The 20,791-nt window shown below is 37.0% G+C and carries 16 protein-coding genes and 1 CRISPR repeat array; of the genes, 1 reads left to right on the top strand and 15 read right to left on the bottom strand.

Annotated elements, in window-relative coordinates:
* Positions 1 to 609: 609 nt before the first annotated feature.
* A CRISPR array of direct repeats spans positions 610 to 3,709; the repeat unit is 33 nt; unit sequence ATTTCAATCCACTCAACCTAAACAGGTTGAGAC.
* 177 nt (positions 3,710 to 3,886) lie between these two features.
* The 15 genes from cas2 to IEV09_RS12385 form a co-directional block, all read right to left on the bottom strand.
* Positions 3,887 to 4,177, bottom strand: coding sequence for a CRISPR-associated endonuclease Cas2 (cas2, locus tag IEV09_RS12315; protein ID WP_188368599.1), 291 nt, complete (start codon positions 4,175 to 4,177; stop codon positions 3,887 to 3,889).
* A gap of 10 nt (positions 4,178 to 4,187) precedes the next feature.
* Positions 4,188 to 5,219: a type I-C CRISPR-associated endonuclease Cas1c gene (gene cas1c, locus IEV09_RS12320; protein WP_188368600.1), complete on the bottom strand. Its 1,032-nt coding sequence runs from the start codon at positions 5,217 to 5,219 to the stop codon at positions 4,188 to 4,190.
* Complete coding sequence (gene cas4 / locus IEV09_RS12325; protein WP_188368601.1) at positions 5,216 to 5,872, bottom strand: CRISPR-associated protein Cas4; 657 nt, start codon at positions 5,870 to 5,872, stop codon at positions 5,216 to 5,218. Before cas4 ends, cas1c begins: the two co-directional genes overlap by 4 nt.
* Positions 5,865 to 6,710 carry a type I-C CRISPR-associated protein Cas7/Csd2 gene (gene cas7c / locus IEV09_RS12330; RefSeq protein ID WP_188368602.1) on the bottom strand — a complete coding sequence of 282 codons (846 nt, stop codon included), beginning with the start codon at positions 6,708 to 6,710 and terminating at the stop codon, positions 5,865 to 5,867. The genes cas4 and cas7c overlap by 8 nt, the downstream gene beginning before the upstream one ends.
* Entirely contained in the window at positions 6,710 to 8,614 is a 1,905-nt protein-coding gene (cas8c, locus tag IEV09_RS12335; RefSeq protein ID WP_188368603.1) for a type I-C CRISPR-associated protein Cas8c/Csd1, read from the bottom strand. Before cas8c ends, cas7c begins: the two co-directional genes overlap by 1 nt.
* Entirely contained in the window at positions 8,611 to 9,333 is a 723-nt protein-coding gene (gene cas5c / locus IEV09_RS12340) for a type I-C CRISPR-associated protein Cas5c (RefSeq protein ID WP_188368604.1), read from the bottom strand. Before cas5c ends, cas8c begins: the two co-directional genes overlap by 4 nt.
* 27 nt (positions 9,334 to 9,360) lie before the next feature.
* Positions 9,361 to 11,805 (bottom strand): CRISPR-associated helicase Cas3', encoded by a 2,445-nt coding sequence (gene cas3 / locus IEV09_RS12345; protein ID WP_188368605.1) that lies wholly within the window; start codon positions 11,803 to 11,805, stop codon positions 9,361 to 9,363.
* Between the two features lie 99 nt (positions 11,806 to 11,904).
* Positions 11,905 to 12,264, bottom strand: a complete 360-nt coding sequence (locus IEV09_RS12350) for a hypothetical protein (RefSeq protein WP_188368606.1) — start codon at positions 12,262 to 12,264, stop codon at positions 11,905 to 11,907.
* 1,037 nt (positions 12,265 to 13,301) lie between these two features.
* Positions 13,302 to 13,580, bottom strand: a complete 279-nt coding sequence (gene hbs / locus IEV09_RS12355) for a non-specific DNA-binding protein Hbs (RefSeq protein WP_188368607.1) — start codon at positions 13,578 to 13,580, stop codon at positions 13,302 to 13,304.
* Positions 13,581 to 13,794: 214 nt separating this feature from the next.
* Positions 13,795 to 15,105, bottom strand: coding sequence for a ribosome biogenesis GTPase Der (gene der / locus IEV09_RS12360; protein WP_188368608.1), 1,311 nt, complete (start codon positions 15,103 to 15,105; stop codon positions 13,795 to 13,797).
* Positions 15,106 to 15,257: 152 nt separating this feature from the next.
* Positions 15,258 to 16,466: a 30S ribosomal protein S1 gene (gene rpsA / locus IEV09_RS12365; protein WP_188368609.1), complete on the bottom strand. Its 1,209-nt coding sequence runs from the start codon at positions 16,464 to 16,466 to the stop codon at positions 15,258 to 15,260.
* Positions 16,467 to 16,621: 155 nt separating this feature from the next.
* Entirely contained in the window at positions 16,622 to 17,302 is a 681-nt protein-coding gene (gene cmk / locus IEV09_RS12370) for a (d)CMP kinase (RefSeq protein WP_188368610.1), read from the bottom strand.
* A gap of 55 nt (positions 17,303 to 17,357) precedes the next feature.
* Positions 17,358 to 17,960, bottom strand: coding sequence for an SAG1386/EF1546 family surface-associated protein (locus IEV09_RS12375; RefSeq protein WP_188368611.1), 603 nt, complete (start codon positions 17,958 to 17,960; stop codon positions 17,358 to 17,360).
* A 66-nt stretch (positions 17,961 to 18,026) separates the two neighbouring features.
* The gene (locus tag IEV09_RS12380) at positions 18,027 to 19,421 is read right to left on the bottom strand and encodes a RecQ family ATP-dependent DNA helicase (protein WP_188368612.1); all 1,395 of its coding nucleotides are present in this window, start codon (positions 19,419 to 19,421) and stop codon (positions 18,027 to 18,029) included.
* The gene (locus tag IEV09_RS12385) at positions 19,415 to 20,425 is read right to left on the bottom strand and encodes a helix-turn-helix domain-containing protein (protein WP_188368613.1); all 1,011 of its coding nucleotides are present in this window, start codon (positions 20,423 to 20,425) and stop codon (positions 19,415 to 19,417) included. The genes IEV09_RS12380 and IEV09_RS12385 overlap by 7 nt, the downstream gene beginning before the upstream one ends.
* Before the next feature lie 26 nt (positions 20,426 to 20,451).
* Between IEV09_RS12385 and IEV09_RS12390 the strand changes: the two genes are divergently transcribed.
* Positions 20,452 to 20,667: a ferredoxin gene (locus IEV09_RS12390; RefSeq protein WP_188368614.1), complete on the top strand. Its 216-nt coding sequence runs from the start codon at positions 20,452 to 20,454 to the stop codon at positions 20,665 to 20,667.
* The last annotated feature ends 124 nt before the right edge of the window (positions 20,668 to 20,791 follow it).

A 20,791-nucleotide genomic window follows, 5' to 3' on the forward strand; every position in this document is an offset into this window, starting at 1 on the left:
GTAAACACTATTTTACTAGGTTTGAAGCAATGAGTCTCTTTTGGTGTTGCACTTATATTGTAAATTCAAGAGTTATAAAAAAATCGTCTCTGCACGTCTCTTCCCTTCTCATTCCTTTCCATATCAATATTGATCTCAATGGAGGCGGTAGGAGTTGGATCTATATGTTTTGATGACATTCAAGTTCCACACGGCGCTAAAACATATCTCATAATGTCCTTTTTCTCATCTCAATTTTGGTGTACAGACGATGAATTTCCCCCAGCGTATGACTAAACCAAGTTATTTCAATTGAGTCTCAACCTAAACAGGTTGAAACTTCATATGTGTGATAAACCATTTGTCTGTTGTAAATTTCAATCCACTCAACCTAAACAGGTTGAGACCGAGACGGACTGGAAGCAAGCAAACCACTAATTATTTCAATCCACTCAACCTAAACAGGTTGAGACCTTACTCTCTACTATCCCTAACTATCCCTAAAGATTTCAATCCACTCAACCTAAACAGGTTGAGACTGTCGAGCTTTCTTTCTCGCTTCAGGAGCGAGCGCTATTTCAATCCACTCAACCTAAAGTTAAACACTTAGGTTTAGAAACTGAATATGATATTTCAATCCACTCAACCTAAACAGGTTGAGACGTTGTAATTATTTTATTGTTGTTTATTGTGATGTGAATTTCAATCCACTCAACCTAAACAGGTTGAGACATCCAATGGCGTTCCTTTTATCATATGACGCATATTATTTCAATCCACTCAACCTAAACAGGTTGAGACACAGGTGTTTACGCGCGTTTCAAAAGCTTTGAGGATTTCAATCCACTCAACCTAAACAGGTTGAGACTTTAATTGCTCATTTAAGAGCTTTAGCTCGTTAAATTTCAATCCACTCAACCTAAACAGGTTGAGACTTGAGTTAGCGCATGAGCTAGGGCATTTTCTCGCTATTTCAATCCACTCAACCTAAACAGGTTGAGACATCCCTAAAATCGGTGTGACAATGCCATTAAATTATTTCAATCCACTCAACCTAAACAGGTTGAGACAACGTTTGGCATATATACAAGGAAGACACGGTTGTATTTCAATCCACTCAACCTAAACAGGTTGAGACTTATCAAGAGCATGTTCACAGTGTTAAAGGAGGAATTTCAATCCACTCAACCTAAACAGGTTGAGACGCAATGCAATTTAACTGGTGCATTGTAGATATGGGATTTCAATCCACTCAACCTAAACAGGTTGAGACCACGCTTGCTCCCCCAGCACTCGATGTCCCCGTCTATTTCAATCCACTCAACCTAAACAGGTTGAGACTCACAGAAGGTGTGACAAGTGGTGATTACATGATTATTTCAATCCACTCAACCTAAACAGGTTGAGACCCTATCGATCCTTCAGGCGCAGGACTAACTTACACAATTTCAATCCACTCAACCTAAACAGGTTGAGACGTCCAGGTGCTTTCGATAAATATTATTTGAGAGAATTTCAATCCACTCAACCTAAACAGGTTGAGACAACCAGTAGTAGTTAAGTTATTTAAATCAAATCCCATTTCAATCCACTCAACCTAAACAGGTTGAGACGAGGGTCATGATATTGAGACTTACGTAACTAAAAAGATTTCAATCCACTCAACCTAAACAGGTTGAGACTTAAAATTGGCATCGTCGATCACGGGCAGGCACACCATATTTCAATCCACTCAACCTAAACAGGTTGAGACAATAACTAATCACAAAGTAACGCATAATTTTTGAATTTCAATCCACTCAACCTAAACAGGTTGAGACTGCGACCTTGACCGTTTTCGGCAAACTCACCGGTCCCATTTCAATCCACTCAACCTAAACAGGTTGAGACGGTGGGGTCATCGTCGGTCTTAGATTGGAGGTAACGATTTCAATCCACTCAACCTAAACAGGTTGAGACACTTTGTAGCGCGTGTTACCTGTCGGATCGGTAAATTTCAATCCACTCAACCTAAACAGGTTGAGACAATTAAATCATTGGCATCGTTAAACTCAGTGTCCGATTTCAATCCACTCAACCTAAACAGGTTGAGACTCTAAAGTTTCCAGTGATAGCTCATCCGATGAAAGATTTCAATCCACTCAACCTAAACAGGTTGAGACATACTAATTCGCAAACGTGTTACCCCCTATAGCTATTTCAATCCACTCAACCTAAACAGGTTGAGACGTATGGACGTGTCAGACTACAAACAATATCAATTTATTTCAATCCACTCAACCTAAACAGGTTGAGACGCACATTATCTACTTGGCTGTGCGCTATCGGATTATTTCAATCCACTCAACCTAAACAGGTTGAGACCACCTAAGCCTTTATCTCCTGTAATTAACTTAACGATTTCAATCCACTCAACCTAAACAGGTTGAGACAAACTTAAAGCCATCACCAGACAAACTATATCTATAAATTTCAATCCACTCAACCTAAACAGGTTGAGACCCGGCTCCTTGACGTCCTGTAAAGAGAGTTAAACCATTTCAATCCACTCAACCTAAACAGGTTGAGACTTCTAGCGCTGTAATATATGATCCCTCAGGAAAAATATTTCAATCCACTCAACCTAAACAGGTTGAGACGCTATCATCCAGACGTAGCGAGTCACCTTTTTCGATTTCAATCCACTCAACCTAAACAGGTTGAGACTGTTTTGATACCGCCGAAAAATGGTCCAAAGTACATTTCAATCCACTCAACCTAAACAGGTTGAGACCTTCAGTAAATGATGATCTTTCGACTTTACGAATAATTTCAATCCACTCAACCTAAACAGGTTGAGACATACGTTGTAGAGTATACCGGGAAAACTATCGAAGATTTCAATCCACTCAACCTAAACAGGTTGAGACGCTGTTAAGACTTATGATGAACTAATTACCGAAATTTCAATCCACTCAACCTAAACAGGTTGAGACCAGCATCTTTTGCTAACGTATGCGTACCCGTCAAAATTTCAATCCACTCAACCTAAACAGGTTGAGACATAACTATCATCTTCTTCAGCAAGCGTATTAAACGCAATTTCAATCCACTCAACCTAAACAGGTTGAGACATAGACAAATGTGACCTAGAGTCACATTCAAAAAATTATTTCAATCCACTCAACCTAAACAGGTTGAGACTGATTTTCTTGGCAAAAGAGGTGCTTCTTTTGCAGATTTCAATCCACTCAACCTAAACAGGTTGAGACTTTCGGTATAAACTCGAACGATTTCGCCCTCTTTATTTCAATCCACTCAACCTAAACAGGTTGAGACTGAGACACAATGTTCCTCGATGAGACAAAATAAAAAATTTCAATCCACTCAACCTAAACAGGTTGAGACTTAACTTGGCTAGCGGTAAACTGATGGACTGTGGATTTCAATCCACTCAACCTAAACAGGTTGAGACTTAATAATACTGATATCTTCTCGGTCTCCTTCAGTATTTCAATCCACTCAACCTAAACAGGTTGAGACGCTCTCTAATCCTTTGCCAATGATACCTAAAACACGCATTTCAATCCACTCAACCTAAACAGGTTGAGACCTGCTATTTTGAGCGTCACTGTCGCTAGCGCTATCTATTTCAATCCACTCAACCTAAACAGGTTGAGACCAGCCATCACACCGACACCAGCACCTACTGCAACTGATTTCAATCCACTCAACCTAAACAGGTTGAGACGGCGATTCAGAGTGGAATTTTATTTAAAACTCCCTTCTTTTCAATGAAAATCGCCTAAAATGATTATTTTTTTGAAAAAACAATCATTTTATACTTAATTCCCTCATTTAATTTTAACTTAACTGTTTATTTTGGTGCGAATGTACTAGTGATTTTGTGTTCACTTCACATTCGCACTTAAAAAATTAATGTTCCTTCGATATCAATTGATGGTTTTGCTCCAATATGCTTAACTTTACTTTTATAGTTTTTCCCTAAACGATAAAATCTTAAACTATCAACTTCACTATTAATCACGGTGGTTAATTCATTTTTCATTACTTCATATTGTGTAGAATCTACAATACACTCAAAAACGGAATTCTGAACTCTTTGTCCATAATTTTGACAAATTTTTGCTACTTTTCGTAATCTCTTTGTTCCACCCTCAGTCGAAGTAGCAACATCATATGATACTAATATTAACATCGATCATCACCTACTTCCACAAAAATGGAGGGTACTCATCAACATCCGAACGAATAAATCGAGCAAGTAGCATCGCCTGACTATATGGTGCTAAACCCCAGGAGATTTTTTCTTTTAAAAACGGATGGGTAATTTGTTCTTGCTTTTTTTGTTGCCAATACGTTAAAAATTTCTTTCGTCCCTCGTCGGTTAAAATTACCGCTTTATTTTCCTTTACTTCAAAATCTTCTGCTGTTATCTGCTTTTTATTGATAAGCGTTAAAACAAAGCGATCGGCATAAATCCCTCGAAATTCCTCCATTAAATCTAAAGCCATCGAAATTCTACCTGGTCGATCCCTATGTAAAAAGCCCACATATGAGTCTAGTCCAACTGTCTCCAGTGCAGCTGCTACATCATGAGCCAATAAGGTATACGAAAATGAAAGTAACGCATTCACTTTATCGGTTGGCGGACGTCTGTTTCTACCATAAAAATAAAATTCATCATTTTGCTGTAAAATCAAATCGTTGAATACACTGTAATACATATAAGCCGCTTGTCCTTCTATCCCTCTTAGCGACTCTAAATTATCGCAATTTCTAATGTCTAACAGCGATTCCTTTAAACTATGAGAAACTTTCTTAAAACGCTCAACATCGATACGCAATGGATAATCCCTCGTTGCTCGTTCGATAATCCACCGATTATTATAAACTTTACCTAAAATAAAGTTTTTTGCTACTTCTACCGATCGACTTTCATCATCTGAAATGCGATATTGTTCTTTCCTTAAGGTCACATTCCCTCGGCTACTTCCCGTCAAACGTGCCCGAAATCGACCATGTTGATTCAAGTAAGTAATCGCAATATTTCTTTCAGAACAATAACCCATTAAGGCTGGACTCGCACCTTGGTATCCAAAAGTAACGATTGATTCTAAGTTATGTGAAGGAACTCTTCCAATAACATTGTCGCCATCACGTAAAAGAATATTGTCACCATCTAACGCCAAATAGTAACTGGGATTCGTTACAAAAAGTGTATTCAAAAGTTTTCTCATTCAGTTAACCTCTTTTCAATGTAACCCTTTGCAGTTTCTGTATTCATTAATTTAGGTAAACAAATGTTTTTTAAAGAGCAATTTTTACACCAGTTACCGGTTTTCACTCGCGGTGTGTGTTTTCTTTGGTACAGTTCCTGCATTCTCGAAATTTTAGTTTTTAGCATTTCTCGTCGTTCAGGAGTTATTTCAACTTTCACACGTCGCTTGATTTCATGATAGTATAGATAAGCTTCATGAACCTCACAGACTAACATTTCTTCTAGACAGATTGCTTGGGCAACCAGTTGAAGAACATCGGCATCATGTTTTTTAGGTGAACCGCGTTTATATTCAACAGGTTGAACTCGGTAGCGCCCTGAATACCGACTTAATGGAATGCCTTGATCGTCTAGAACAAATTCAACAACATCACAGATCCCAGTAATCTTCAACTCATGGGAATGAATTGGCATCGCCCTTGAAATAATTAAATCTTTTCGTTTTTCTTTAAGGAAAGGTTGGTCTGCTTTTTTGTGTAATTCATTCCCTTGGATTGTTTTGACGTTTTCTTCCCACTGTTGTTCAATATGGATCAATGCCCATTGTCGTGGACAAAACTCGTAATGTTGAATACCGGAAATCATGAGGTATTCGTCTTCGCGATTAACCATCGATTAATTCAGTAATTTTTAGACCTGGCAAATCCTCCAATACAATTTCATAATCTGACAGTTGACGTGGATTATCTACTAACGAATGAATCGATACCGAACGATGAACTTTTACAGATGGGTATTGCCCCATTTTCGTTTCATGTTCCCACCAATACAATTTTTCTACCGCCATACTACCTTCAGGACGAGCTGAAGAGGCATCATTTTCAAACAATGTGCGAAGCGCTTCTTTGATATCTTCTGCATCTTCAATCGTAAATCCAGTATTTTCTGCTAATTGCGTATTAATACTCCCTTTGATTACATAAAGACCGTAATCGACACGGTGTTTCGTCCCCATCGTATCAGATCCCTTGCTCGGACCCGTTACAGAGTTTACACTTTTTGTAATTTGCATACTATTAATATCAATCGGATTGACACTGACTCCTGTATGGATCGATACAGGCCCACGAACTCCAACGGATAAACTTTGACCACTAAAAGCAAAAACTTGCCCAAAACTTCGAACATCAATCCATTCTTGTGCAGCTACTTTAGCATAGCCGCTCTCATCTTTATCTTTTGCTAATTGTTTCAACTCTTCCACGGCATCCGCGCGGTCTTTTAGACTCTTAAAGCCATCAACATTTTTATCGTTTGATTGGACAAAAACTTTTTTCTTCATATCAATTAGGCGATTTCTAATCTTACGTTTAATCGCAACATCTGATATTTCACCAAATCCATCAAAATTTTGTCTTGGACGGTTACCATTTAACGGATCACCATTTGGATTAGCCTTTTCCACAGATGCTAGTAAAACGAAGTCAATTTTATGATTTAATACAGTCATTATTCATTCTCCTTTTTTTTCATAATTTCTTGAATTTGTTTTTGATTGTCAATAATTTGACTAGAATAACCTAACAAATAAACTGGATCTAATGGCTTATCATTAAAATCATCAAGTTCAAATTGGTCCATTACTTCTATTATCAAATGATTCAGCCTTTCTGACTTCTTACCTAATCGAGCACGATAGGGTTGTAAGTTATGATAAATTGTTCCCCATGTACGTTTGGGTTTATTCGAAAAACTAACCATATATCTTTCAGCATTCGTCTCTCTTTTATCACTTTTCTCACCCATGTCTCGCAGTGCCCATTTTTCCATCTCGTTCGCAAGTGCTAATAGCCTTCCAAACAAGTAACTCCGGTTCGTTGTTTCTTTATTTAATGTCATATTATATTGACTCTCCTCTCGATTAATAACTGCACAGGCAACGCTAATTGTTTTATGCCATTCCCATTTATTATCCATTGATTGGGGATTCGAAGCCCTCTGCACGAGTGAACGAATCAATGGCTTCGGTATTCTACGATTATCCAAAATACAAGGTAATAATTGTTCATAAGTATCCCCAATTAACCGCTCGTTCGCTCTACTTCCATAGGCTGCGATTGCGATATCATGAATAGATGGGGATCCAAAGTATCTTACGTATTTCCCATCTTCCCCAGAATGATAACTATGTAGCCATACACACGTCTCATGCCACTTTTGTAAATTTTCCAAATAGATTTCTTTATTCATATTACGATAATATTGAACATTCATGCGCCCTGGTGTCGCAGCATCTAATATCAATATATTAATCTCATTTTCAAAAGCTAAATCTTGTTTAAATCCCATGAAAGATTTACGGATCATTCCGGCATATGCTTGGTACGTATCACTTTTCTTAACTTCATCTGCTGTTTCATTTTTTCCAAATATGATAGAAAAACTGTCATCTGTGGGTGAAACAACATCTATTTGTTTACTACCCCAAAAGAGTAAAACTCTACCTTTTATTGGTTTTGCTTGTCGAAGAATTAACCACTTTAAGGCGTTGTGTGCTTTCTGAGAAGCTTCGTAACTAATAATCGCTGCATCGCTACTGTTTTTAAACCTTCCCTTAAAAGTAAAACCAAAATCATTATTCGATGAAATTAATTTGGCATTATCTGCCGGATTTCTTATTTTTTTTGCATGTCGTTCTGTGAACGGAAGTCTTTCGCCTGTTACGAAGCACAGATCATCTTCTCCTAAAAATTGATTATAATAATCTACGAAAGCTTTTTGGAAAGAAACTTCATTCCAAGGATTAAAATTTTCTCCTTTTTCAACATTTCGAACATTAAATCGAACAAATACTGAACTTACTTTATCTGCAACTTTCGAGTAAACTTCTGGTGATATTCCTGTTTCTTTTTTTTGCTTTTCACTCCACTTTTCACTCACATTTCCTTTGCCGTCTAACATTAGTATTTGTCGTGCAACTAAATCTTTTACTAATTCTTTCTTTTTTAAATACTGATAAATTGCTTGTAGCGGGATATTCTCTGAATCCGCTTCAGCCCATTCCTTTAACTGTTTTATATAAGCATCAAATTGGTCTTGTGCTTTTTTTCCACCCCCATAATTGACTAAATCACCTGCGACATAGTTCAACTTATCATGCAAAGGGTGCGGTGCGATTTTACTGCCCGAACGACTTGCCGATGAGTCACTGACAGGTATCAAAGTACTAATTTTATTTAGCACTTGTACACTATGGAAATCACCTGATTCTGTAATCGTTACTTCTAATTGAGCCGTTTGCGTCGTATGAGAGATTGGCATTAGGGTAAATTCATTTCCGCGGACCGTTTCTAGCTCTCCGACACAATCTAAATTGGCTTCATATGTTTCATAAAGTGCATTTAACCAGCTCATTGTCCCTCCTCCTCAAAAAATAAACTTTCATGTAAATCATCGACTGATTCAATGTTTTCACTATTAAATTGTTTTGGCTTTAATGGTTTCACCTTACGGACTAGTTGACACTCCTCAGGGCGAATAAATTGAATCACGCCATTCTTCATTATTGGATTCCACAATCTTGCTTCTAAGACATTACGACCCGTTTCATCTGGATAAGATAAACCATGAACCATTGTTCCAAAGTGCAACTCACCCATATTCTCATAGAAACTAACTTCATCATCAAAAATACAAGGTTCTACATAACTCTGACACTCACGAGTTCCCAAAAATACGTCACGCCTCCCACCTGCTTTTACCGCTCGTTTTAAGATATTATGATGTTTATGTTCATTGCGATCATAAACTAAATCTGGACGATGCTCATTAAACTCAAAATGTGCTCGAACCGCATAAGATGGATCCTTTAGATACGTATACGTCGCTAAGGTATTTCCTCCTTTATCATTAATTGGACGAACGCCTTTTGCTTCCATTTGAATCGGATTTAATACTTTGACCTCATCAATGATATATTTGATTGTAGGCTTCCAGTAAATTTGTTCTAAAATCCCCTTCAACGCCTGGTACGTAGGTACTTGATAAGTTAACTTCTCTCCCCCTAATTTACTAATCGGATCTGTAAAAAGACCATAAGAACCATGAACTTTAAATTCGATACTATTTCGCATATGTTCTCCTTTCTAAAATTTTATCATTTAAAACATCGACATCGAAAATCCTGCCGTCCCTTCCATTTGAAGTCCATACTCTGTATCATAGTAAGCTTCTTTTAGGATTAGTATAATATCTTCTTTAAAAACCGTTATTGCTCCCTCAGACTCTAATTTATCCAACTCATAATTATAAACATTGATTGAATAAGCCTGTGCTTTTTTTATAATCTCAGAAAGATCGGGAATGTTTTCTGCACTATTCAACTGAATTTCAATATCTTTACCTTCTCCATAAGGAACCAATACTGATTTTGTTTGATGTTTAATCACCTCAAATTTTTGAGCAGCAGTTTTTAAACTAGAACTAGAAATTAAAGGATTTTGTTTATTGTGTTTCCCAATATAAGTATTAAATAAACTTCCTGCTTCTCTCTGATTACTTAACAAGTCAACATGTGAAAGACTTGTTTCTTCAATTGGATAGTCCAGTTGCGCTTTAAAAAAATCATAATACTGTTTAAAATAACGGCTCATGTATTTTTTTGTTAGCAAATCATTTACAGTATCTTCTTTTACAATAGTAATATCATTTAGTAATTGTTTCGTGATATTCCCGCCTTCTTTAATTTCTGATAATCTATCTAGTTTTTCCTCATTATGATGAATCAAGTAAACATATCCTTTAGCCAACTCTCCATGTCTATTGCACCGACCAGCCGCTTGGGCAATCGAATCAAGTCCGGCTAGTGAACGAATGACGGATTCAAAACTAATGTCTACTCCCGCCTCGATTAGCGGCGTACTAATACAAATCACTTTTTCTTTATTTTCCAATTTCCCTCGAATTTCTTCCAAAATTATTTTGCGATGAGCCGCACACATCAAGGTACTCAAATGATATAGGTGAACATTATTCACTCTTTGTTTTAACAAAAGATATAATTCTAAGACAGTTTTTTTGGTGTTTAGAATAATTAGTTGGCTCTTAAAGGTTTCTTCATTTTGTATAATAAAATCTGACAACATTTCAGTATTCATACTAAATTGGGTTTTATCAATTAACTCAACACGCTCAAACGCTTTTTCGACCGTTTCTAAGTCAGATATTATTTCAGAATTCTCACTAATATTTAGCTGGTACTTTAACTCCCCTAAAGCAGGCTGCGTTGCTGTACATAAAATAATGCTGGCTCCCATCATTTGATTTAAATAATTTACTGCGTGATTGAAAAGTGAAATACAGTGAGTTGGTACTTTTTGAACTTCATCAAATATAATCACCGCATCAGATAGGTTATGCAAACGCCGAATGTTTTGAGTGCCTGACGCATAAAATATATTTAAAAACTGTACCATGGAGGTGAATATTATTGGTGAATCCCAGTTATCTTTCGCAAGTCGTAGGTTCTTTTTTAACGTTTCTCCTGCTTCATAGACTGTATCCTCATCTTTTTCCTCTTCATCAAAGAATAAAACATTAGAATGATGTTCTAAAAGATGCTCATCATCCTGAATAATATTCCGCACTTCCTGTGCATTTTGCTCGATTATCGTGACATATGGTACGACATAGATAATTCTTTTCTTTTTATGTTTCAAAGCATGTGCTAACGCATATCGAAAACTCGCTAATGTTTTCCCACCACCAGTAGGAATAGACAACGTATAAATTCCGGATTCTTTTTCTGCATATTCAAATGTTTCATCCGACATTTTTGCACGAAGCTGATTAATTGGTGACGCTGTTTCAACTTCACCAAAACTAGCAATTTTTGCATCGAGATTTTTTTGATAATCTAGAAAAAGAGATTGAACGTCTAATTCAGAATCCTCTTGACTGTTCTCTTCAAATAACCGAGTATTGGTTCGATCGGCATCAATTAAAATACTAAAAACAACTTTTGTTAAATAAGTAATCGCTGTTGTCTTCTCTGTTTCATAGAAATCGCTTCCATTTATTTTTAACATAAAATTTGCTAATTCAAACGTAGCCTCTTCCACGTAACGATCAAATTCAACTTGCCCCATTACCTTATCAAAGAAATAATCGACTGATCCGGCAAATGATGGTAACTCTTTTTCTTGAACTCTGTTTAAAAATTCTGATTCCAAATCGAAATTTAGGTAATCTGTTAAGTAGCCGTGATGTGAAATAATTGCATTTGCAACCACTTCAACTAGTAACTTCTTAAAATGCTCTTTCTCGTTTTTATAATACCTTGTAAAAAGTAATCTTCCACCCGCTGTCGAGTGATCAACACTTCCTCGTTTAACTTTTTTTTCTGGATGATATACAGCATCATTTAGATAGTTAAAAAATTCAGGAGTCGCCTTGCCCAGGTCGTGTAGTAAACCTGCCAATCCTGCAACTTTTCTTAATCCTAATTTTTCTCCTTCTTTTTCGCAAAATTCTTTTGATTCTAGTAAATGTTGGCGAAGCGTTTGTTCTTCCTTATCGGACTCTCGAATATGAGCGATGTAATCCATTCAAATCCTCCTTTTTTATCATCAACACATTTATGTTCTTATCATAACTTTTATTTCTACTATTTTCAAATAAAATTAGTTATTTTTAAGGCCATCAATTTATTTTATGTGTGATAAGTAACCAATCAAAAAGGAATAACTCTGAAAAAAGTCTGAGTCAATGAATTCAAAGTCGCTTTGGATTAACAATTGAATCAATTTAGCTTTTTCTTCTTCAAACATAGTATATTTTTTAACATCTAATTTTTTTACTTCTTTTAGATATTCTTGAATTTTATACCATAAAACAAAAAATGTTTTTCCTGGGTCGTTCAGATAATCTTCTAAATAACTCGGAGTTATTAAAACTTCAGGAAATCCTTGCTCCTCAGCTAAAGAAGACTCATAAAATTCCTCCTCAATTTTTTCAAAGAAAGCGTACATAGCACCCCATACCGAGTATTGATTGAATTGCTCCATTTTTTCTTCCTCCTCTTTTATATATCCAACTTTTAAAAACGCAAATTTAAAAACATCGTTCTTAATAATGTTATTCTAATTAAACATAATATTACTTAGTTTTTTGATTTTAGTCAAGCTGTTTGCAAGAGTTTATTACAATTATGGAATTATTCATTAAAACAACACTCTTATTTCAGCCAACTTTTGCGTGCTCCGACAAGGAAATAGAAATTACTATAGAACTATACTTTAGTTCTTACCTTGAAATTTGATTTTTAATCCGAAAGACTATGACTTAAGACAGTCTTACATCTTCTCATAAACAGAGGTTTTTCACAGCGATACCAACACACCACTCTTTATTTGAAATACTTAAAAATATCTAAGTTAGACAAATATTTTTAACCAATCGAGTAGGAGGGAGCGATTAACTCCCGACCTCTCACACCACCGTGCATACCGTTCGGTACACGGCGGTTCAATTAAGATATATGACGCAAAGATTTATAACGATTTCTCAGACTTTTGAGACCTCGATGACACCAATAGGAGTTGTCGAGGTTTCTTTGTAATATTGGACTCCTTGCTACTCTCCAGTAGCCTTTCCGGCTATTCGCCCATTCCCAAGCGTTATTTGGTGGCGAACCTAATTGGACTAAGTTTCGATATGTCGTTCGAGGCTTCTTCCAGTTTTTCGATAGGCACATTCGCAAACTCATCCAATGATACTTAGCCTTATATGAAGTTCGTGTCCCTCAGACCGGAGATTTGTCGCTCGCTTCCTTCAGATTCCGTGTCACCACGGACACCCTTGCGTTAAGCTAACTATTACTTCTACCTTCACAGTTCGGGACTTTCACCCTATAGATTGCACCCATGTCGGGCGCACACAAAAAGACCTTTCTACTTACAATCAAATAGAAAGGTCTCTTTTCCGTTCACTTAGAAAAATAGAACAACATAATTAATTTTCAATCCACACATCACTCTCTCAAGTCATGTGACATACTACTAAAAAACCGCTGAAACCTAATGGTATCAACGGTTCAAAAATCTTATTCCTTAACAGCGTCCTTCAATGCTTTACCTGGTTTGAATGCAGGTACTTTGCTTGCAGGGATTTGAATCTCTTCGCCAGTTTGTGGGTTACGTCCTTTACGTTCTGCGCGAGTACGTACTTCGAAGTTACCAAAACCGATCAATTGAACTTTTTCACCGTTAGCTAAAGCTTCTTGAATTGTTGAAAATACTGCATCTACTGCTGCAGTGGCATCTTTTTTTGTTAAGCTTGTTGCTGCTGCAACTTTTTCGATTAATTCTGCTTTGTTTGCCATGGATGGTTTCACCTCCTGAAAATTGTTTTGATGTCTTACTTTTTCACGCAATTGAGTGGTCCAACTGCGTGGCAAATATTGACTTAACCCATCAATATTATGATATAACGTTATCATATGAACCTTGTAATATCAAGGATTTTCGCATTTTTATACCATTTTTTTTCGTTTCTTTTATTTCCTTTGTCAAACACTCGAAACTATGGTAAAATCTTTATTTTCTTCTGCGAGAAATGATTCGAACCGGTGTTCCTTCGAAAGTAAATGCTTTACGAATTTGGTTTTCTAGGAAACGAGAATACGAGAAGTGCATGAGTTCTTCTTCGTTAACAAACACAACAAATGTCGGTGGCTTGATTGCAACTTGTGTTGAATAGAAAATTTTCAAGCGACGTCCTTTATCTGTTGGTGTTGGGTTAATCGCTACGGCATCCATAATCACATCATTCAATAACGCAGATGGAATACGCATGCTTTGGTTTCGACTGACTTCTTTAATCAGCTCAGGCAAACGATTTAAGCGTTGTTTTGTTTCAGCTGAAACAAAAATAATTGGTGCATAATCTAAATATTGGAATTCATCACGAATTTTTTCTTCAAAAGCTTTCATTGTGTGCGTATCTTTTTTAACAAGATCCCATTTGTTGACAACAATGATCATCCCACGGCCTGCTTCATGCGCATAGCCTGCAATACGCTTGTCTTGTTCACGGATACCCTCTTCGCCATTAATGACGAATAAAACAACGTCAGAGCGTTCAATCGCTCGCATTGCGCGCATCACGCTGTATTTTTCAGTACTCTCATAGACTTTCCCACGCTTACGCATTCCAGCAGTATCAATCATTATATATTTTTGATCTTCTTCATCAACAAATTCTGTATCGACTGCATCACGCGTTGTTCCTTCAATATCTGAAACGATTACGCGTTCCTCACCCAAAATCGCATTGATTAAAGATGATTTACCTACGTTGGGACGACCGATTAAACTAAATTTAATGATTCCCTCTTCTTCAGGTTCAATATCAGTACTAAAATGCTTAACAGCTTCGTCTAGGACATCTCCTAAACCAAGTCCATGACTCCCAGATACTGGATATGGCTCACCTAATCCCAATGAGTAAAACTCAAAAATATCGTTACGCATTTCAGGGTTATCGACTTTATTGACTGCTAAAATAACTGGTTTATTGCTTTTGTATAAAATACGAGAAACAAACTCATCTGCGTCTGTGACCCCTTCTTTTCCACTTGCTACAAAAACAATGACATCTGCTTCTTCAATCGCAATCTCTGCTTGGTGCTTAATTTGTTCCATAAATGGCTCATCGCTTAATTCGATACCGCCTGTATCAATAATACTAAACTCTCTACCTAACCACTCACCGGTAGCATAAATTCGATCTCGTGTAACACCAGGTGTATCTTCTACAATAGAAATACGTTCACCAGCGATACGGTTAAACAAAGTCGATTTACCTACGTTTGGACGGCCGACAATGGCAATAGTTGGATTTGACATATTAATCCTCCGTTATTTTTTATTTTCACCAGAAGACCTTTCTAGAGCGCCTTCTCCTGACTATCAACTAGTCTAGTTTACCTAATCATAAGGCAAGTTGCAAGTATTCCATAAAAAAAGAGCCGTGATTTCTCACAGACTCTTCATTATTCTTAATCTTTTTGGCTCTCTCTCAATGCATCGCCTAAAATATCGCCCATTGTAAAGCCTGTTGTTTCTTCGGGCATCACATAAGATTCCTCTGAAACAGCTTCTGGTTCGTCTTCTTTTACTTCTAATGCTTTAATACTTAACGCAATGCGATGCTCAGTTGGATTGACTTCCAAGACTTTCACTTGGATAGTTTGACCTTCTTGCAATACTTCATGCGGTGTTGCAATATGTTTGTGCGAAATTTGTGAAATATGAACCAACCCTTCGACTCCTGGGAAGACTTCCACAAATGCACCGAAGCTTGTTAGGCGCTTCACTGTTCCTTCTAAAATCGTTCCTACAGCCGCTTTATTTTCAATATCTGTCCAAGGCCCAGGCAATGTATCTTTAATCGATAAAGACACACGTTCTGTTGTTGGATCGACAGAAAGAACCGCTACTTGAACTTTTTCGCCAACTTTTAAGGCATCACTTGCTTTAGCAATATGTGTATGCGCAATTTCAGAGACGTGAACTAGACCATCGACGCCACCAAGGTCAATAAATGCACCAAAGTCTGTCAAACGAGCAACTGTTCCTTCGATTTGATCGCCTTCTTTAATTGTTGCTAACAACTCTTCGCGTTTCGATTCTTTTTCGGCTTCAATCACCGCTTTATGTGATAAAATCAAACGGTTTTCAGAAGGTTCGATTTCAATGATTTTGAAAGTCATTGTTTTTCCTTTGTAGCTCTCAAAATCATCAACGAAATGATCTTCTACCATTGATGCTGGTACGAATCCTCTTACGCCAACGTCTACAACTAGACCACCTTTTACAACATTCGTAACTGGTGCTTCGAGAATTTTACCGGATTTAAAATCTTGTTCGATTTCTTCCCAAACTTTTTTAGCATCCAGGCGACGTTTCGATAATAAATAACTACCATTTTCTTTATCTTTTCCAATAGCAGAGATAACAACTAGATCAAGTACATCTCCAACTTTTACCACTTCGTTAATATCCTCAACCGGTAAAGTTGACAATTCTTTCATTGGAACAACGCCTTCAACGCCCGCGCCTACAATTCCGACAACCGCTTGTTTGTCTTCAATTGCTAGTACTTCGCCTTTAACAATATCCCCAACATTTACTTCTTGGAAATTACTCAATACATCTTCCATTGTTTCATTTCCAGATTCTACATGATTGTTTTCAAATTCTGTCATGACAAGTGTCCTCCTACCAACGATTTCTTATAATTTTTACATCTCACACAATAAGTGTATGCTATTCTTAAAGAAAAATAAAGCGATTTCTTGCATTTTCGTTAAAATTAAGTCATTCTTTTGACAAAACTCTCATTTCAAGCTCATTTAGTGATTTATTTACTCAAAACTTGTTTATCAGCCACAATTTTTTCGATATGTTGAACAACTTCTATAATCGACAAACCAGTCGTATCGACTAAAATAGCATCCTCAGCTTGTTTCAATGGTGACACTTCTCTCGTCGAATCTAAATGATCTCTTTGCTCAATTTCCTTCTTTAATGTCTCAAAATCTGTTTCAATTCCTGCCGCTTGGTTCTCTTTAAAACGGCGTTCAGCCCGTTCAATGACACTTGCAACTAAAAATATCTTAACTTCAGCATTCGGTAAGACAGCCGTCCCAATATCGCGACCATCCATGACAACACCACCATTTTGGGCAATCTTCTTTTGAACATCAACAAGTTTTTCTCGGACGCCTGACCAAGCTGAGACTTCTGAAACGCCATTTGTAACGTCATTTTGGCGGATAGCTTCCGTCACTTCTTGACCGTCAACAAAAACTTTTTGTCCATCTGTTGTCTGTTCAAAAGAAATCGGATAACGTTCAATCAAATCGACTAAGCTTGATTCATCCGAAAAAGCAACTTGATGTTGAATAGCTAAGTACGTCACACTGCGATACATTGCTCCTGTATCCGTATAAATATACCCATAATTTTTGGCTAAAATTTTTGCAACGGTACTTTTTCCCGAAGAAGCAGGTCCGTCGATTGCGATATTGATTTTTTTCATTTATATACTCCTCGTTTGTCTAATTTACGTGAAAAAAAACCGCCGAGACGGTTTTTTATCGAATTCTAAGTTGTTGACCAGGTGTTAAGAAATAATTATCTGCAGTCATACCATTTAAGCGGTATAGTTCATCCACTGAGATTCCTGCACGAGCGGCCACGTTATTTGGACCTTCCCCAGCCAATACTTCAATATAATCGCCTGTAGTATTTTCAGGTGTTGTTGGTGTTTCTGGCGTTTCAGGAACTGCTGGTGTTTCTGGTTCCACAGGTGGTGCCACTAGTTGTTCTGACGATTGTGTTGATTCGTTTACTTCTGAACTCACAGAAGTACTCGATTCTGTACTACTCGACTCACTCTCAGTTTCACTTGTCGAACTTTCACTTGTTAATTGACTCGATTCTATCGTTGACTCAATCGTTTGTGCTGTTTCTGGTTTATTTTTTTCAAATAAGACCCATACTCCAGCTCCAATTGGAATCGCTACGATTAAAAAAATCATAATTAAGACAATCGTTAAGAAAGTTGTATTGGATTTTTTGCCACTACGCTTAGCAGACCGTGAATAACTCTCTTCACCTTCTGTATCATAGATGGGTTGCTCCCATGGCTCATTTGTTTCATTTTGATGCTTTTTGTTCTTCTTTTTTCTGCTCACTACTTTACCCTCCCACTCTCTTATCGCCGTATTATACCATAGCAAAATGATTCGTGTCTTCCAATTTTAAAAGCTTTTAGATTCTTTAAACATTCTTTCTAAAATCGAGCGCCAATCGGCTTTCTCCGTTTTTCTCTCAAAAGATACTACCGCTTCTTCTGGTAGTGTGATTCCATGAAAATCACAACAAATTTCTTCAGTAGTTGGGGCTTCCCCCATTGTTGCTAATAAAAATGTCCGACGGCAACCGTCCGCTTCAATATATTGTAACATTTGTTGTAGTTTTAATTGTTTTTGTTGCTCATTTTCTTTTAAGGCTCGTAAAAAATGAGCCATTCCTTCACGCTTTCCTTGTTCTAACCATTTTTCTTGTAACTCATCAAAGACAACCTCGGTTTTTATTTGTAACAGTTGTTCAAACTGTTCACGCCTCTCTTGTGTTGTTTGCTGGAAGAAATGATGAACACGTTCATCACCCGGCTGATACAGTAATAGACTGTAACTTTGTTGTTGATCACGACCTGCACGACCGATTTCTTGGATATAATTTTCCATACTGTCAGGTAAGTCATAATGAATAACATAACGAATATCTCTTTTATTAATTCCCATACCAAACGCATTGGTAGCAATTAAAAACTGCAATTCTTGATCATGAAATTGTTTTTGCAAAAGTGAACGTTGTTGATAGTCCAATCCTCCGTGGTAATAACCAATGCGATAAGTCGTTTTTAGGCTATCATACAGTCGCTCGACTTGTTTGCGCGTCGCACAGTAAATAATCGTTGCTCCAGATATTTTACTTAGTGTTGCTTGAAGTGCGGCTTCCTTATCCGTTGTTTTTTCGACTAATAAAGCGATATTCGAACGATTGGCCGATTGACGAAAAACGATTGTTTCTGGTCCCATTAAGAATCGTTGAATATCCGACTCGACTTGTGCATTGGCCGTCGCAGTCAATGCCAAAGTAACAGGGTGATTCAGCTGTGCTTTAGCATCGCTTAAATTGCGATATTCTGGTCGAAAATCAATTCCCCATTGAGAAACGCAATGCGCTTCATCCACTACAAATAATGCGATTTTTTGTTTTTTCAGCGCGTTTAAGACATGACGTTGTGCTAACATTTCTGGACTTAAAAAAATAAATTTAAAATCGCCTAAACGGTTTAAAATGAATTCTTTCTCAAAATCTTGCAAGGTTGAGTTTAGTGCAACTGCTCGCTTTTCGCCAAACGTTTGTAACGAATTCACTTGATCTTCCATTAATGAAATCAACGGCGCAACAATTAACACGATTCCCTCTTTTAGATACCCCGTTAATTGATAACACAAACTCTTGCCATTTCCTGTCGGTAAAATTCCAAGGGTGTTCTTTTTAGCTAATAGTGATTCGATAATTTCTTTTTGACTCTCACGAAAAGAATCATAGCCAAAGTAATGCTGCAATGCTTGTTCTAACATGATTCTCCTCGTTTCTGTTTAATTTGGTACAAGCGGAGTTCGAAAAATGAAAACGTCGATGTCCCTAATAATTCTTTGTATGGGTAATTCCATGAATCTGGTGGCAACAATTCGAATTGTGCCAAGGTTTCATTTGTTAATATGCGTTCAAAAGGAAAGCTTGGATCCACAAACGCCCATTCTAGAAGGTGATCATGTAATGTTCCTGGTCGAATGCCTCGTTTTTGACAAATCGTTGCCACTGAATCGCCTTTTAAAAACATATCTTGTGATAGTTGGGCACTCTGATTAAAATTAGCTTGCAAAATCGGTTGCACAAACTGATACAACAAAAAATCAGGATGTTTTTCTAATTCTAAATAAAAACGGTGCCGCATCGCTGACACGTAAAGTTGATCCCAAGGAAACTCTTGAAAATCAATTGATAATAACTGAAATAACGTCGCCCCATTTTGTTGAAATCCAATAAAACTCTGAGCCAGAAAATTAGCATTTTCATCTGTCAACGCTGAGAATAAATCGGTTAATTCGTCAAAGACTCGTTGATGCAATTCATTTTTGTGTTGTTTGACAAATTGCCGCATTTTCGCTAAATAATAGGGTGAGTTTTCTATCGGTAAATATTGATTGCTCTTGCCTAGATAGGATGATACTTGGACGAGGAACTGAATTAGACGCCAGACTTCCTTTTCTTTTTTTCCATAGCGATAATAATCAATCGCTTCAATAAAATCAGGGACGTCAACTGTTGGTTTCCCAATCAGGCCCCAATAATTTGATTGACCTAAAATGCGTTCAATTTTCTTCTCTTGTTCAAGCTGCTTTAAGCTATTCATTAATTCTTGTTCTTTTAATTTAGGAAAACTTCCAAAAAAAGGAAGTAAATCATGAAAGTAGGCGTAACTCAACACTGATGTCGTGCGTCGCCCAATTAATAGTTGATAAAGTGTTGTTGACTTTAGCTTGTGATTTCGCTGAAATAAGGCTAAAATAAATGTATTCATTTGGACCTCCAGAAAGTGGTGATACGATGCCTCAATTATGTAAAATTATTCCCGAACGCTGTATTGCATGCGGACTTTGTGCGGTTTATGCACCACAGGTATTTGACTATGATGACGAAGGAATTGTCCTCTTCGCCCAAGACTCGAGTGCTCATCAACAGTTTATTTCAGAACAAGAGACAAGTCAGGTACTTTTAGCATATCAAAAATGTCCGACACGTGCCATTATTATTGAAAAATAATTTCACTTTACCTATACACTTAGTTACGAAAAAAACCTGAAGCCTGTCATTAAATTGATATGCTCCCCTCATAGTAGACACTAGAAAAAACAAAAATTCTAGTCTACTATGAGAGGAGTTTTTT

It is taken from the genome of Enterococcus alcedinis (assembly GCF_014635985.1).
In the GTDB taxonomy this organism is placed as follows: domain Bacteria; phylum Bacillota; class Bacilli; order Lactobacillales; family Enterococcaceae; genus Enterococcus_I; species Enterococcus_I alcedinis.